Consider the following 14,643-nt stretch of genomic DNA (forward strand, 5'->3'; position numbering starts at 1 on the left):
CCTATGACAACACCCGCTTGATCTCCGCCTCATCGGTCATGCCCTTGGCGGCCTTCATCTTCGCGTCCTCGATCATCGGTTTGAACCCCGCCCGTTTGGCGGCCTCCATCAGCAGCACGCCGTCCGATCGCTGGGCCGTCAGCGTGCGCAACTCGTCGTTCATGCGCATGAGCTCGTACACACCCATCCGGCCACGATATCGCTGGCCGCTTTCATTCTGCTCCTCGGGTGTGGCCAATCGGCGTACCAGCCGCTGGGCCATCACGCCCAGCAAGGAACTCGTGACCAGGAACGGCTCGACGCCGATGTCCAACAAGCGCGGGATCGCGCTCGGGGCGTCGTTGGTGTGCAAGGTCGCCAGCACCAGGTGACCGGTCAGCGAAGCCTGCACCGCGAGTTGGGCCGTCTCGTGGTCACGCACCTCACCAACAAGGATCACGTCGGGGTCCTGACGCAACAAGCTCCGCAAGCCGGCCGCAAACGTAACGCCCCGCTTGGCGTTCACCTGCATCTGGCTGATGCCTTCGAGGCGATACTCCACCGGATCCTCGATCGTCATCACGTTGCGTGAATCGCGATCGACCATGCCAAGGGCCGAGTACAGCGTGGTCGTCTTGCCCGACCCAGTTGGCCCGGTGACGAGCAGCATGCCGTTGGGCCGGTCGACCGTGCTCTTGAGCTCCGCCTGCATCTCCTGGGTCATGCCCAGCGTGTCCAGGCTCAGCTTGTTCTGGCCCTGGTCGAGCAGACGCATGACCAGCCGCTCGCCATGCACCGTGGGGATCACGCTCAAGCGGATGTCCACCTTGTGGGCACCCACGCGCACGGTCGTCTGCCCGTCCTGCGGGCTGTGCCGGTTGGCGATGTCGAGCTCGGTCATCACCTTCAGGCGGCTGCTGATCGCCGACGCCAGCGACAGCGGGGGGCTGAAGGCATCCACCAGCATGCCGTCGACACGCAACCGTATGTTCAGCCGCGTTTCCTCGGGATGGACGTGAACATCGCTCGCGCGCCGGCGCAGCGCCTCGAAGAGGATCATGTTGACCAGCCGGATGACCGGCCCCTGGCGCGCGAGCGCGAGCAGGTCGTTCCCGGCACCGACCGAGCCCGCCGCGCTGGCGATCGCCCGCTCGTCGAGGGGCATCTCCTCGATGATCTCAGTAACCAGGTCCTGCCGCTGCTCGTAGCCGCGGTTCACCAGGCTCTGCACCACCGCCCGGGGCGTGAGCACCAGCCGCAGAGGCATGCCCAGGTGCTCTTCGAGCTGCGTGAAGAAGTCGGGCTGCATCGGCTGGGCCGTGGCGATGGTCATGCAGCGGCCATCGCTGGCGACCCCGCCCACGTGCCGCTCGCGCGCCACGTTCGGGGGCACCATCTCATAGAACCGCAGCGCGCTCTCGCTCAGCCGGGGCTCGGCCACGAACGGCAGCCCCGTCCGCTCGGCCAGCAGCTTCAGCGAGCTCTGCTCGTCGGTCGCCATCGCGCTGATGAGCATGTCCCAGGGTTCGGTGTCCGAGCCCGGCATCTCCCGGAATGCCAGCAACGCATCGGCCGTCAGCCGGGGTACTCGCAACGCCCGGGCAACACCCGGCAGCGCATCACCCGACGCCCGGGCCTCGGTCACCCCGTCCTGCTTGCCCTTCCCGAAGATGGATAGCTTGCTCATGGTCGGCTCTCCGTAGCGGCCACGCGATCAGGACCCGGGCTCGATGAGTTCGATGCCGAACTCGTCACCACCATCGGGCTCACGCTCGCCATCACCGCCCCCGAAGCCGATATCGGGCGTGAAGTCCCGGGGCACCATCACCCGAACCATGAACGTCTCGAGCTCCGGCACGTCCTCATCGAGCTCGGCGATCCGGCGCGGGCCCTCCGTCAGCAATTCATATTCGCTGATCGTCGGCTCGTAGAGGATCTTGGGCGTGATGAACACGTACAGCGTTGTCTTCGACTCGTTCCAACTCGTGTCGCTGAACAAATACCCCAAGATGGGAATCTTACCGAGCAGCGGGACACTGACCTTCGTGTCGGCATCATTCTCGAGTGTGATGCCGCCGACGATGATCGTCGAATCACTCGGGATCGTGACCTCCTCGGACGTCACGGTCCTGTCCTGGCGCGGCGGGGGGACACCATCGGACCCCTGGCCTACGAAGTTGGACAGCGTCAGGTCGTAGCTCAGCGTGACGAACCCGCCCGGATTGATGCGTGGAGTGACGGTGAACTGCGGACCGGCCTCCTCGAATCCGCCGAAGCCGGTCTGGGTCGAGGTGCCGTCCTGCGAGGTCGTCTGGAACGGTTGCGCCTCCACGCTCACGATGCTCGCCTCGGTGTTGTTGTCAACCAGGAGCTGCGGCGTGGCCAGGATGCGCCCGTTCACGTTGCGTTGGAAGGCATTGATCACAATCGGGACATAATTACTCCGGATCACCGCCGAGGTGAAACCAAGCAGGCTGTCATCCACGGTGTTCGGGATCGTCGCGTCCATATCGGAGTCGGTCAATCCGAAGTTCGTCTGGAACAACCCCTCGCGTCCGCCCGCGTTGATGATCTGCGACTCGAACGCCAGCCGCATGTCGTCGGTCCACGTGACCGCCAGGATCTTCGCCTCGATGAACACCTGGGGCCGGCGTTTGTCGATGGTCTCGATCAGCCGCCGGAACTGCGGCTGCATATTCATCGGGGCTCGCACGAGCACCTGGTTGGTCGCCTCGTCGAAGGTGACAAACGCGTCCTCGCTCTGCACGTCGCCGAAGGCACCATCGGGAGTGGGTGGCTGATCCGGCGTGCGCGGCTGCCTGGCCGTGGCCTGCCGCCCCGTCTGGCCGCCACCGGGCAGCAGGTCACCGCTGGCCGCCGCCGTTGCGCCCTCGATCAACTCGGTCAGCAGGTTGGACACGTCCTCGGCCTTGGCCCAGTCAAGCTCGTAGTTCCGAATGACCACCTGCTCGTCGCCCGGGTCGTACTCGTTCACCAGGGCTGCGAAGCCCTCGTGCTGCTCGGGCGTGCCATAGAACACGATGCTCTGTCGCACCTCGTCCACCACGATCGCCGATCCGCCCTGGGGCGACTGCGGCTGGCCGAACGGGTTCTGGCCCGCCTGAACCCCCCGGACTCCCTGGGCACCACCGAACTGGCCAAGCCCGCCCTGCTGATCGGCACTCGAAAACTGGATGATCGTGCCCAGCCCACGTTGCTCTGCCAGCGCCGCTACGTTCGCCGTCGACGACCCCGTGCTATACCGTTTGGGAAGCAAATTGTCGGCGATGTCCACCATATCGATCAGATCGGCCACGCGATCGGCCTCGTCCGACGTGCCGCGGAAGAGCAGCCGATTGCCCGACGGCGCCACGATCAGCCGCTGGCCGAGGTTGCTCAACGCGCTGGTGAGCGCCGCTCCGCTCTGATCGCCGCCCTGCTGGCGAGGGAAGCTTTGGACCGGAGAGCCGGTCTCCTCGGGCACACCGGCCAGCAGCAGCACCTGGCTGCGCGCCGCCACCGCCGAGATGTGCGTTAGATCGAACGGGATGTACCGCTGCTCGTCACGTTCGGCCAAGATGCGATCCACCAGCCGCTTGACCTCATTAGCCTCGCCCGGCGAGGCCGTCACGATCAGCACGCCGAGCTCGTCGAGCGCCGCGATGCGTCCACCCGAGGTCACCTGGCTCACGATCGCCTGTTGCAACACGCTGGGTTTCGTATTTGGCGTGCGGATCACGAGTGTCGTCGGCAATGTCTTGCCGGGGTTCGAAGGCACGGACGCTTTCGGCACGATCTGGAAGAACCCATCGATCGCCCCGGGCACCATGGCGAAACCGTTCTGCTCAAGGAACGAGTTCAGCAGCAGCAGATACTGGTCCGGCGGGATGCGCAGCTCCTGGGTGATCATCACGCTGCCGGTCAGGCTTGTATCCACCGCGAGCTGCACCCCAAGGCGCGCCACCGCGATGTCCAGAAGTGTCCGGAGCTCCACGGGCTCGGCGAACGGCCCGATGATGATCGGCGGGCCATCCTGGGGTGCCTGCGGCTGCGCCTGAGCACCCTGCTCCTGACCCGGCTCGGGCACCAGGGCGGGCGAGCGGCCCTCGGGCTGGGTTGGCGGCTCGCCCTGGGGCTGGTTCTGGCCAAGCCCCGCGCTGGTGGCCAGGCCAACAGCCAAACCCGCCGCCAGCGGCAGCATGGCCAACTTCCTCGAGCCCAATTCCACGTTCATCCGCTGCGGCATCGTCGCCCTCCTGCCGGTCGTTCGCCCCCACGGCATGGTCACTCGGCAAGCCAAGGCCTGCCAGGGGCTAGGGTTCTATCAGCCTCGCGCCGCGGAAGCCACTCCAGGCCCCGCGCCGCCCCTCCTCACCGGCCCCAGCCAGCCACCGACCACGTTGGTCCATAACCCAGCCAAGTCCGGGGCTCATCGGCCCAATCGGGCCCAGCCGTGTACCAAAGCCCAGGTGATCCCAAGACCCATGACCCACCCCAGCCACCTCCCTAAGGCACCGCGTGTCATCAGCCTCCTGCCCTCGGCCACCGAGATCCTGTGCCTCGTCGGCGGCGACCACCTGCTGGTCGGCCGCAGCCACGAGTGCGACTTCCCATCCAAGCTCTCCCACCTGCCCACACTCACCGCCGCCCGGACTACCTATTCGGGTAGTCCAGGGTCGTCGGCCGAGATCGATCGGCAGGTTCGCGAGGCCCTCGGCCCCGGTGACTCTCGCGGAGCGGAAGACCCCGCACCATCCCTCTACTCGCTCGACACCGGGATGCTCGAAGCCCTCCAGCCCGACATCATCCTCACCCAAAACCTGTGTGACGTATGCTCGATCGCCTTACCGGAAGTGCAAGCCGCCGCCCAACGCATCGGCGAGAAGTCGGGCACCGAACCCACCATCATCAGCCTCGACCCCCACACCCTCGAGCAGGTCTACGACGACTGCCTGACGATCGGCAAAGCGATCGGCAACGAAGACCACGCCATGCACCAGGTCGCCGCCCTGCGCGAGCGCTTCTACGCCGCCGCCGACATGGTGCCCAGCTTCGCCCACGCCCCGGTCGTCGGTTTTCTTGAATGGACCGACCCCATCTTCATCGCCGGCCACTGGACCGTGCAACTCATCGAACGCGCCGGCGGCCGCCACCCCCTGAACGAGACCATCGCCAAACAAGGCTCCGGAGCCGCCGCCGGCGCCATGCACAGCGAACGCACCGCCGGCAAGTCCATCAGCGTTCCTAACGAAATCTTCGCCGCAACCAAACCCGAGGCCCTCGTCATCGCCCCCTGCGGCCTGACCCTGGAACAGACCCGCCACGCGACGAGCGAGATCGCCCGTCAGGACTGGTTCCGCTCACTCCCGGCCGTACAGAACGGCAAGGTCGCCCTCGTCGACGGCAACCAGTACTTCAACCGGCCCGGGCCGAGGCTGGTCGACGCGTTCGAGTGGCTCGTGGCGTGGTTGCACGAAAGGGAGGATCGGATGCCGGTGGGGTTTGGGTGGGAACAATGGACGAATTGAGTGCGCGCTGCTTCGAGGAGGGGACGTAATGGCTCGAGCCGTGTTGTTCAACCTGACTCCAGCACGCTGGGCGATCCCCGATCAGCGATGGACCAGACCGTTGCGCAAGCGAGGCTGGCTGTGCAAAGGGTGCCGATCGCCATCTCAAGAGATGGTCCGCCAATGCACAGCCGCACTATTGATCGAGCAGCCCGAGCGAAAGTTGGTATCCGACATGCTCGGCCCGTTTGAGGTGATTCACCACAAACTCCTCACCGCGGCCGACTTCTCTCGATGGCGACATGGCAGGGTGCCGTGCTGGGTGAGCATGCCTCCGGCTACGTACGTGCGCGAGCCCGATTGGTGCCAGAAGATCAACTTTGACGCGTTCTTCTGCACCGCGGAGTCCAAGGTGCGTTGGGCATTCGATGTCGATCAGGAAGTGTCTCGCTGTGAGGCGTGTGGACAGCCGAGGTACGGGCCGGGGGGTGAACCTGGGGACAAGCTCATTGTGACACAGGATCAGGCTGACGCGCCTATGTGGATGGCGATGAATGGTTGGACGTTGTTTTCCGAGCCGGTCGCTAACGCGATCCAGCCGGTGCTCGGACGACGATACAGCGCGGAACGATTCGAGATCGTGTTCGAGTGATTCCCGGCCTCATGAACCACCAGAAGTTGAGACTTGGTCCAACTTCACGCGCTTGGACGCTGTTCGAGGAAACGGCCTGTCAATGATGCGCCCCGGGAACGGGAGAAATTAGGGGCGGAGCTTCATGGCGGCCAACGGTCGCGAGTAATCAGCCCTCGTCGTCCCCATCCTCATCCTCATCCCCAAAAAACTGAACCCCCAACAACCGCCCCCCGGCTTCCTTCACGATCCCCTCGACCGCCGCGTACGCCGACGCCAGCACGGCCTCGTCGTGCAGACCCTCCATCTGCACGGCTACGCCCGTGCCCTGGGCGTCTTCATGGTCTCCCGAGTCGTCGATCACCTCGACGCCCCCGAGCTTGCCATCCAGCCCGTCGGCCTCGAACGCCGCGCCCACCTTCTTCGCCTGCGCACCGTCCTCGCACTCGACGGCGAAGATGAACGGGATCGGCTGCCCCTCGGGCCACCCGCTGTCGGCCAGGTGCTTCAGCCGCCAGTTGGCTTCCTCGAGGTCCAACCAATCGAAGAAGTCCTCGGGCAGCGGATCGGTGCAGGCCACGCCCTCATACTCGACGCCTTCTGACTCCGCGAGGGCCGCGAACCGATCCGACAACGCCCGCACCTCCTCGGGCTTGAGCGCCGCCACCATCGAGATCAGCAGGTCCACCCGCTCACCGGTCGCCTTGCCATTATCATCGCACAGCTCGCACGTCACCAGGTCGACGTCGAACTCGTCCACCAGCGTCATGCCCACCTTCTCGAGCCGGTCCGTGTCCTCGTGGAGCATCGAGAAGATCCACTCCATCTCGTCCTCCATCTGGTGGTCGAGTTTCGTGGTCATGTGCTCGAACAATGCGTCGATATCGCGGGTGGTCATGGCGGGCTCCGGAAGCGTGGGGGTTGGCATGTGGAACGGAGGATCGGTGGGCGATGCTACCCGATCGAGCGATCCTGTCCAACCCGACCGGTCAGACTCCGATCCCGCCCGGGTCGTTGCCAGGGCTTCAGGCCGGCTCTGGGCCGGCTCTTGATCGTCGCATACCGATCAACTCAGAATCCTCCATCCGCCGATACCAAGGCCATGGCTGACTCGTCCCCCCCCTTCCTCAAAGACCCCACCCGCCTCACCGCCACCATCCTCTTCGCCATCGCCCTCGTTGGCTTCTCAATCTACGCCCTCCTGAACGGCAACAACGAGTTCATCTTCTACGGCGTCGTCCTGCTCATCCTCGCGGGCGTGGTCGCCGCTATCGACCGCAGCGTCCACTTCTCCACCGCCGCCATCGCTGGCCTGCTTATCTGGGCCGTCCTCCACCTGGCCGGCGGCAACGTGCCCATCGGCGGCGATGCGGTGCTGTATAACTATCGTCCGGCCGAGTGGCTACCGAGGTATGACCAGGCCCTCCACGCATTCGGCTTCGCGGTCGCAACGCTGGTCTGCTGGGAGTGCCTCCGAATCGCGTTCAAGCGCGACGATGGGGCACCACCCAAGCCAACGACCGGCTTAGTCCTTGCCTGCATCCTCATGGGCATCGGCCTGGGCGCCCTCAACGAGGTCGTCGAGTTCGTCGCCGTCTTGACCATGCCCGACACCAACGTCGGCGGCTACACCAACACCGGCTGGGACCTGGTCAGCAACCTCGTGGGCGCGGCGGCGATGGGGGTCTACATTCGGTTGCGCGGCTAGGACTTGCGCCGCAGGATCACGTGCCGCTGGTCCTTGAAGTGCCGGCGGATCTCGAGCACCTCAAACCAGGGCGACCACAACCGCCGCTCGGCATCGTCGGTCGCGTAGCGATAGTTCTCACGCACACCCGGCCGTCCCCATTCCCGCACGCCATCGTTCTCGCGCAAGATTTGATCGAGTTCCCGTTCGGTCAGGTTGTTCAGGTGGACGTTGTCGTCCAGGGCGCTGAAGATCGCGACACCGCCCGGTCGGATGATGCGGGCCATCTCCGCTGCCCAGCGAACCGCCGCCTCGCCTCGGATGTGCGTAAACACCGAGTTGGCAAACACGTGATCGAACTGGCCGTCCTCATACTCGAGCGGCGGCTCCTCGGCGTTGCAAGAGATGCGTGCGCGATCGCCGAACACCTCAGCGCAATACTCGGCCGCCGCAGGCGTCACATCGCACCCGAACAGCTCCGGCCCGATGGGCAGCCAATGCCGCAGCAACCGCCCGAACCCAAGCCCGAACTCCAGCACCGCGCCCAGCGAAGCCGGGTCCACGCCGTGGTCTCGCAGTTCCTGCAAGTAGAACAGAATCCCTCGAGCACCAGTCGCATAAAACGCATCGGGGTTGCTCTTGGCAACGTCCTGGATCACGCTCACCCGCGCACCGGGCGTTGCCGCATCATCGGTCTGCAACCGATCGAGCCCAACCCCGAACGCCTCGCGGTAGTACGCCTCGAGCCGGCCGAGCCAGTACTCGCGCTCGGCCCGCCAGTGGTCCACCGCGTCGGGCAGCGGCTGGACACGGGCCGGGTACGCGTTCTCGGCGACGGCTTGGGATGAGGTCATGCGATGGATTTCGGCGGTTCGATGACCCGCCGATGAAAAAGCCGGTGGCCTGGACGATTAGCCCGAGGTATCCAGGCCAACGCCCAGCCGCGCCGCGCTGCGGTTCACACTGGCACTCGTCGCAGCGCTATTCGCCAGGCTCGGGTTCGTGTAGAACGGCAATGCCCCGCCCCGCGTCGGCGTCTGCCCCGACACGTAGTCCATCGGGGTCTCGACCCGCGCCGCCACCATCTGCCCGATGGCCTGCTTCGCCGCGGCGGTCGTCGTCGCCTGGAGCCCGTTGACCCCGTACGTCGCGGGCGCCGCTTGCACGGGCTGGGCCGACCGTAGCCGCTCGGCGGCCTTCGAGAAGCTGATCGCGTCGGTGGGCGCGGGGCGGCCGGTTTGGGTCGTGTTTGGAGGTGTCGGCGTGATCCGGATCGACCGCCCGGCACCCTGCAGAGCTGCCAGCGGATTCGAGCCGTTCACACCGTTCACGTCAGCCATGACACTCCTCGGACGGGTCGCCCTCTATCGGCCGCTTGCACGGGCCAACTCCAGACGTACTCAGCCCCCGGCGGCCTCGCGCAGCACGTCGGCGATGGGCCCGCTCTCGCCGGCCCGATCCAGGGCGCCGCGCCCGCTGCTGTCCGCCAGGTCCACCCGGGCACCCCCGCCCAGCAGCACGATCACCGCTTCCATGTGCTGGCCGCCGGCCGCGTGCATCAGGGCGGTCACGCCCTGGGCGTCCGCCTCATCGGGATCGGCCCCGGCCTCCAGCAGCAGATCCACCGAATGGTGGGCCCCGTTCCTGGCGGCAAGCATCAGCGCCGTCCGCCCCTCGGCCGTCTCCAGCGTCGGGTCGGCACCGGCCCCCAGGAGCGACACCACGATGTCCGTCTGCCCGCGCTGGGCCGCCTGCATCAGGGCGTTCATCCCCGAGTCCGCCTGCGCGTTCGGGTCGGCTCCGGCTTCCAGAAGGGCATTGACCGTCGCCGCATCGCTGTCCCGGGCCGCCAGCATCAGGGCCGTCGCTCCGGCTTCCAGCGGGGGCGTGCTCACCGACGCCACGTCGGCCGTGCTGGCCGCGGCATCGGGGCTCACACCCATGCCGATCAGGCTCCGCATCGTCGCCACGTCACCGGCCGAGGCCGCCCGCAGCAGCCGCACGTGCGCCGGCTCGTCCATCGGCTCGATGGGCTCGACCGTGCGTGACCGCTCGCCTTCGGCCGCCTCACCATCCGGTGTGCCGGCGGTCTCGCCCTGGCCCTGCTCATCCCCCGGCAGCGGCGGATTGCCCGGCGGGATCAGGATCGCAACCAGGATGAGCGACACGCCGAGCGCCGCGACGCCAACGAGCACCAGATGGCCCTTGAGATTGTTCATAGCCGGCGGCCCCCTGCAAGCAACGGCCGCGAGCGCGGCCTGGACGGGTCAACAGCCGCACGATAGGGCGCTGCCGGCCATCCTTCCGGGGTTTGGCCGGTCACCATCCAAACCGCCGAGCCCGACCCTGTCGTTTGTGCGACCAGGGGGGCTGGTCAAAAGGAGTGGGCCCGGAGGGACTCGAACCGCCTCTGGAATTGCCGAGCGAAACCGCCGGCTTCGGCCCGTGCGCGCAGATTCCGACGCGCGCGGTTTCCCCAGTGATTCAAACAGCACTCGCGTGGGCTGCCACCACCCATCCGTTGGGTCGGTGAGCTGTCGCGTGCCACTAGGAAAGGACCAAACAGTGGACCATGGACCATTCAAGATTCGCCTGCTCCGTCGAGTTCGATCCGAAATACCCGGATCTCTGCTAGCAGCCGATGCTGGCGAGCACGAGGCATGGTGCAACCAACATGGTGCCGTATCCGTCAAGCCAGGTGTGTCCGGCCGCTGGCTGGGCATCAAGCCAGATGAGTTCGAGTACCTGACGCCTCCGCCGTCAGGTGTCCCCCTGGCCGTCACGGGCGAGGGTGCCCGCAAGCTCATGGACCAGCTCATGGACACCGAGGAGCGCCTGGCGGAGCTGCTCTACCACGTCTCTGGCCTGTCGGAGCGTGGTTACACCGCCAAGGGCATGAAGGAAGCGGCCGACGACCACATGGACCGCCAGTTCGGCTACCGACTGGACGACGCTGTCAAGGATGCCGGCCTTCCGGATGAGCTGCAAGTCCACCATCTTGGGAGCCTGCTCGAGCGGTTGAAGGCTGACCCGGAGGTCGGGAACAACCAACCTGAGGGTGAGGCGCTCTCCGAGGCCATCGACTTTATCAACGCCATTCGTGCCGCAGCGGCAGATGGGGTGAAGGCTTGACCATCAAGCAAGACTACGTGCCGATCTGCTGCGGCCCATCCGAACTGGGTAAGACGGTGCATCTCACCAAGCGGATGCGCGAGGTACTGGACGAAATCAAATCTGGGCGCGAGCTTGTCGTCAGCCACAGGTACCGGCGGGGCATCTGGAAGGATCAGATCGAGAATCCTCGAATGCCCTACATGGTCCGTGAAACCACCGCCATGCTTGAGGCGGGCTGTTTCATCAAATTCGTGCCGGATGACAGCGACACATCGGGCAAGCCAGGCATGGGCCGAATCTACACCCATCGCGCGTTGCTGACCATCAAAGGGGGTGCCTGATGCCGGGCCCTGTCAGCGACAGCTATGACCCCGAGTTCAGCACCGGCGAGAGGGCTCGCGAGTTCGCGGAGAAGCTCCAGGCTCTCCATGCGTTCTTCGGAGGCCTGATCGACGCACCACCCGTCGACTATCGAAGGTTGCCCGACCTCCCGCCGGGAAAGGCTCTCACTGCCTGCTTGCCCGAAAAAGACTGGCGATTCATCCGCTACGCGCTCGAGACGGCCCACGTTCATCATTTCGGCGAGTTCATGCCGCCTCGTAGGGAGCCATCATGACCGTCCATCTGACCGAAACCATCACCCTCGACCCCGCCCGTCTGGCCCAGAGCCGGGCGGTCATCCAGGCCAGCTCGGGCGGGGGCAAGAGCTACCTGCTGCGCTCGATCGTGGAGCAGGCGGCCGACCAGATGCCCGTGATCGTCATCGACCCCGAGGGCGAGTTCTTCACCATCCGCGAGGTCGCCAGCATGGTGCTGGTGGGCCCGCACGGCGAGATCCCATGCGAGCTGAAGAGCGCCCGCCAGGTGGCCCGCGCCCTGATGGAGCACGCGTGCAGCGCCATCATTGACCTGTCCGAGCTGCCCACGCGCGACCACGAGCAGTACGTGGCCGACTTCCTCAAGGCCGTCATGGGGGCCCCGCGGGCCTGCTGGCGGCCCACGATCATCGCGATCGACGAGGCCCACCGTTTCTGCCCAGAGGGCATGCGATCCGAGAACTCGGCCGCCCAGGTCATCGACCTGATGAGCCGCGGCCGCAAGCGCGGGTACGGCGGCATCCTGCTCAGCCAGCGGATCTCGAAGCTGCGAAAGGACGCGATCGCCGAGGCCGGCAACCAGTTCCTAGGCATGACGACCCTGGACATCGACATCAAGCGGGCGGCCGACATGCTGGGCATGAGCAGGGCCGACGCCCAGGTCCTGCGCGAGCTGAAGCCGGGCGAGTGGTTCGCCCACGGCCCGGCCCTGAGCGAGCCGGGCGTCTCGCGCTTCCGCGCTAGCCGGCCCCAGACCTCGCCGCCGGACGGCGCCACCGCCACCGTGCCGCCCGTGAAGCACTCGGCCGTCATGCGGGCCCTGGCCGAAGCGGTGAAGGACATCGCTGGCGAGGGTCGTCCTCTCACCCTCGAGGACGCCGAGAAGACGATCACCCAGCTCCGGCGGGAGCTGGCAAAGAAGTCGAAGATGGCCCCAGAGCCGGATCCCGCCGCGGTGCAGCGTGCTGTCGATCAGGCCCTGGCCTACGAGCGCCGGCTGCGCACCGACCAGCTCGCCAAGGTCGGCACGCTCTCTGCTCGAGCGGCCAGGATCCTCGATGAGATCCAGGACTTCGCGGCCGAGGCGGAGGGGGCCGACCATTCTCCCGAGCCCAGGAAGATGGTCGCGCCAGCCCCGGACCACTCTGTTGAGCCCACCAAAATGGTCGCACCGGCCTCGACCGGCTCGGCTCAAGACCGCGTCCTGCACGCCCTGGCGTGGTGGTTCAAGGCCGGCGTCGAGCTACCGACGACCGAGCAGGTGGCCTTCGTGGCCAGCATCAGCCCGCGATCGAGCACGATCCGGGCGGCCAGGTCCGAGCTCAAGAAGGCCGGGCTCATCGCGTACTACGGCCAGGGCACCAGCCTGACCGCCCAGGGCCGCGGCGCCGTCGAGTTCCCCAAGGTGGGCACGATCGCCGACTGGCACGCCATGATCCGCCAGCAACTCAGCGGCGCCTCGCTCCGCGTGTTCGAGGTCGTCCTCGAGCGGGACGGCCTGGACGTCGAAGAGGTCGCCCAGCGTGCCGAAGTCTCGCCGGGCAGCTCGACCATCCGGGCCGCCCTGGCCGAGCTGCGGAAGCTAGGGCTGATCAAGAAGGGCCAGCCGATCCGGGGCACGGATCTGTTGTATCCAGAATCACTCAACAACTCCCGTAGCGCGGGCTGAAATCAACAGGAGAACGACCATGACCGACCACGCCAACATTGACATGAACACTGTCAACATCGAAGTCCCGGCCGGGATGAGCGCGGCCGACTTTGCGAAGGCCATCAAGGAGATGATTCTTGAGCTTCTCGACTGCCAGCCGTTGTCGCAGGAAGTCAAGAAGCAGGCGATGGCCGCCAAGGCTTGTCTCCGCAACCCAAAGGCATGGCGGATCAAGGGCCAAAAGCAGTGGCCCTTCTTCACCCTGGAGATGGGACCGATCGAGCTGACGAGGTATGAAGACCTTGATGATCCGTCGAAGTGGCAGTGCCGCATGATCTATGACTGGAGGGAGGCTACCGGCGATCGATGCCGGGTCACGACCGAGGTCTGGGCCGAGTCGTACGACCCGCAGGCGGCTGTGGACGACGTCATGAAACAGGCGCGCGAGTTCGCCAGGACGCTCTCTTCGATGGTCAACGATCTGGATGTCTCGGTGCATCGGACGCCAGAGGAACTGGCGCCTCGCAAATTCAGCGAGACCATTATTGAGCTCCCGCAAACCTTCGATTCTCATCAAATCCTGTTGGCACTAGATGACATCAACATGTCGCACGAGGCTTGGTCGGTTGGGAATGTTCTCGTGCTATGGGCCAGCCTCAGGGTGGATTGGACTACCGTCATTTCCAAGCTCAGTATAATCGCGACCTCAGCGAAGATCACCGAGTCGGACGTGGCATCAGGCCTGCGTGAGCTGGTTCAAATCGGGGTTGTTGAGATCAAGGACCGTGAAACGAAGGTGTACAGGATTCGGCCTGGGAAGATCTTGGCCTTGTCTTTATCCCAAAAACGCGAAACTCGCCCGTGAGGATGGGGGGCGTTTCGCGTTTTCGTGTGTAGCGCCAGCGGGCAGAATGGGCCAGATCCCCGGGGGAAACTGGCCTTTTTACCCTTTGGGTCATGGGCTCAAAACGCGAAACGCGAAACGCGAAACGCGAATCCACAAAACGGCCACCCCCGGCATTTGTGCGCACGTCGCCTCGCGACCTGATAGCAGGGGGTGGGGGTTCAGTAGTACCTACCCATCCCCATTGGGGTGTGCGGACCTGTGTTCAAGCTCTCGCCGAAGCTCAGCCATCCGCTTCTCGTGGTCCGTCAATGCCGGCACGGCCGTCCATGCTGATCGCTGGCGCTGGCCTCGCACCATGCTCTCCACGCACACAACGCGGCTTCCGCCGCCGATGTCGGCCTGGAGCAGCCAGTCGTCGCTGTGTCCGATCTGGCTGCGCTTGATCGGGATCTGATCACCGATCGGCACCGGATCTCGCTTGCCCTTCTCTCGCATCTCGAAGCCGGCCTGGTCAAACGCTTGGAGGATCTCGGGCAAGTTGGCTGTGTCGATCGCGGCATGCTCGAGGCAGCGGCAGATGCGATCGTGGACGTGCTGTGCGTTGCATTGCCTGGGCTCTGGCATGGCTACT

General features: G+C 65.7%; 15 protein-coding genes. 8 read left to right on the plus strand and 7 right to left on the minus strand.

Annotated features, from left to right (window positions below):
• Position 1 precedes the first annotated feature (1 nt).
• The gene (gene tadA, locus NCW75_05430; protein ID UYV13725.1) at positions 2-1,666 is read right to left on the minus strand and encodes a Flp pilus assembly complex ATPase component TadA; all 1,665 of its coding nucleotides are present in this window, start codon (positions 1,664-1,666) and stop codon (positions 2-4) included.
• Positions 1,667-1,693: 27 nt separating this feature from the next.
• Positions 1,694-4,225: a hypothetical protein gene (locus tag NCW75_05435; protein ID UYV13726.1), complete on the minus strand. Its 2,532-nt coding sequence runs from the start codon at positions 4,223-4,225 to the stop codon at positions 1,694-1,696.
• Positions 4,226-4,463: 238 nt separating this feature from the next.
• On the opposite strand from NCW75_05435, the gene NCW75_05440 reads away from it, so the two are divergent.
• Positions 4,464-5,507: an ABC transporter substrate-binding protein gene (locus tag NCW75_05440; protein UYV13727.1), complete on the plus strand. Its 1,044-nt coding sequence runs from the start codon at positions 4,464-4,466 to the stop codon at positions 5,505-5,507.
• A 28-nt stretch (positions 5,508-5,535) separates the two neighbouring features.
• Entirely contained in the window at positions 5,536-6,138 is a 603-nt protein-coding gene (locus NCW75_05445; protein UYV13728.1) for a hypothetical protein, read from the plus strand.
• 148 nt (positions 6,139-6,286) lie between these two features.
• On the opposite strand, the gene NCW75_05450 is transcribed toward NCW75_05445, so the two are convergent.
• Positions 6,287-7,015 carry a hypothetical protein gene (locus NCW75_05450; GenBank protein UYV13729.1) on the minus strand — a complete coding sequence of 243 codons (729 nt, stop codon included), beginning with the start codon at positions 7,013-7,015 and terminating at the stop codon, positions 6,287-6,289.
• Positions 7,016-7,375: 360 nt separating this feature from the next.
• Between NCW75_05450 and NCW75_05455 the strand changes: the two genes are divergently transcribed.
• Positions 7,376-7,825 carry a DUF2238 domain-containing protein gene (locus NCW75_05455; GenBank protein UYV14227.1) on the plus strand — a complete coding sequence of 150 codons (450 nt, stop codon included), beginning with the start codon at positions 7,376-7,378 and terminating at the stop codon, positions 7,823-7,825.
• On the opposite strand, the gene NCW75_05460 is transcribed toward NCW75_05455, so the two are convergent.
• From NCW75_05460 to NCW75_05470, 3 genes are read right to left on the minus strand one after another with little or no spacing between them, the layout of a single operon-like run.
• On the minus strand, positions 7,822-8,658 hold the full coding sequence (locus tag NCW75_05460) for a class I SAM-dependent methyltransferase (protein UYV13730.1): 837 nt from the start codon (positions 8,656-8,658) through the stop codon (positions 7,822-7,824). The genes NCW75_05455 and NCW75_05460 overlap by 4 nt on opposite strands.
• Positions 8,659-8,715: 57 nt before the next feature.
• Entirely contained in the window at positions 8,716-9,144 is a 429-nt protein-coding gene (locus NCW75_05465; GenBank protein UYV13731.1) for a hypothetical protein, read from the minus strand.
• 60 nt (positions 9,145-9,204) lie between these two features.
• Positions 9,205-10,023, minus strand: coding sequence for an ankyrin repeat domain-containing protein (locus NCW75_05470; GenBank protein ID UYV13732.1), 819 nt, complete (start codon positions 10,021-10,023; stop codon positions 9,205-9,207).
• A gap of 481 nt (positions 10,024-10,504) precedes the next feature.
• Here NCW75_05470 and NCW75_05475 point away from each other — a divergent pair, with 481 nt between their 5' ends.
• The 5 genes from NCW75_05475 to NCW75_05495 are packed head-to-tail and all read left to right on the plus strand — an operon-like array spanning position 10,505 to position 14,030.
• Entirely contained in the window at positions 10,505-10,936 is a 432-nt protein-coding gene (locus NCW75_05475; GenBank protein UYV13733.1) for a hypothetical protein, read from the plus strand.
• A complete protein-coding gene (locus NCW75_05480; protein ID UYV13734.1) occupies positions 10,933-11,259 on the plus strand; it encodes a hypothetical protein in 327 nt (108 codons plus the stop codon). Before NCW75_05475 ends, NCW75_05480 begins: the two co-directional genes overlap by 4 nt.
• Positions 11,259-11,534, plus strand: coding sequence for a hypothetical protein (locus tag NCW75_05485; protein ID UYV13735.1), 276 nt, complete (start codon positions 11,259-11,261; stop codon positions 11,532-11,534). The genes NCW75_05480 and NCW75_05485 overlap by 1 nt, the downstream gene beginning before the upstream one ends.
• Positions 11,531-13,183: a DUF87 domain-containing protein gene (locus NCW75_05490; protein ID UYV13736.1), complete on the plus strand. Its 1,653-nt coding sequence runs from the start codon at positions 11,531-11,533 to the stop codon at positions 13,181-13,183. The genes NCW75_05485 and NCW75_05490 overlap by 4 nt, the downstream gene beginning before the upstream one ends.
• A gap of 19 nt (positions 13,184-13,202) precedes the next feature.
• A complete protein-coding gene (locus NCW75_05495) occupies positions 13,203-14,030 on the plus strand; it encodes a hypothetical protein (protein ID UYV13737.1) in 828 nt (275 codons plus the stop codon).
• A 210-nt stretch (positions 14,031-14,240) separates the two neighbouring features.
• Here the strand turns inward: NCW75_05495 and NCW75_05500 are convergent, their stop codons facing one another.
• The gene (locus tag NCW75_05500) at positions 14,241-14,636 is read right to left on the minus strand and encodes a hypothetical protein (protein UYV13738.1); all 396 of its coding nucleotides are present in this window, start codon (positions 14,634-14,636) and stop codon (positions 14,241-14,243) included.
• Positions 14,637-14,643: the final 7 nt, after the last annotated feature.

Source organism: Phycisphaera sp., assembly GCA_025916675.1.
Lineage (GTDB): Bacteria > Planctomycetota > Phycisphaerae > Phycisphaerales > UBA1924 > JAHCJI01.

Bases quoted from the DNA above. Each gene is read 5' to 3' on its own strand.
- NCW75_05435 (UYV13726.1), bottom strand. From the start codon at position 4,225: ATGCCGCAGCGGATGAACGTGGAATTGGGCTCGAGGAAGTTGGCCATG.
- NCW75_05450 (UYV13729.1), bottom strand. From the start codon at position 7,015: ATGACCACCCGCGATATCGACGCATTGTTCGAGCACATGACCACGAAA.
- NCW75_05440 (UYV13727.1), top strand. From the start codon at position 4,464: ATGACCCACCCCAGCCACCTCCCTAAGGCACCGCGTGTCATCAGCCTC.
- NCW75_05445 (UYV13728.1), top strand. From the start codon at position 5,536: ATGGCTCGAGCCGTGTTGTTCAACCTGACTCCAGCACGCTGGGCGATC.
- NCW75_05460 (UYV13730.1), bottom strand. From the start codon at position 8,658: ATGACCTCATCCCAAGCCGTCGCCGAGAACGCGTACCCGGCCCGTGTC.
- NCW75_05465 (UYV13731.1), bottom strand. From the start codon at position 9,144: ATGGCTGACGTGAACGGTGTGAACGGCTCGAATCCGCTGGCAGCTCTG.
- NCW75_05495 (UYV13737.1), top strand. From the start codon at position 13,203: ATGACCGACCACGCCAACATTGACATGAACACTGTCAACATCGAAGTC.
- NCW75_05500 (UYV13738.1), bottom strand. From the start codon at position 14,636: ATGCCAGAGCCCAGGCAATGCAACGCACAGCACGTCCACGATCGCATC.
- NCW75_05470 (UYV13732.1), bottom strand. From the start codon at position 10,023: ATGAACAATCTCAAGGGCCATCTGGTGCTCGTTGGCGTCGCGGCGCTC.
- NCW75_05490 (UYV13736.1), top strand. From the start codon at position 11,531: ATGACCGTCCATCTGACCGAAACCATCACCCTCGACCCCGCCCGTCTG.
- tadA (UYV13725.1), bottom strand. From the start codon at position 1,666: ATGAGCAAGCTATCCATCTTCGGGAAGGGCAAGCAGGACGGGGTGACC.
- NCW75_05485 (UYV13735.1), top strand. From the start codon at position 11,259: ATGCCGGGCCCTGTCAGCGACAGCTATGACCCCGAGTTCAGCACCGGC.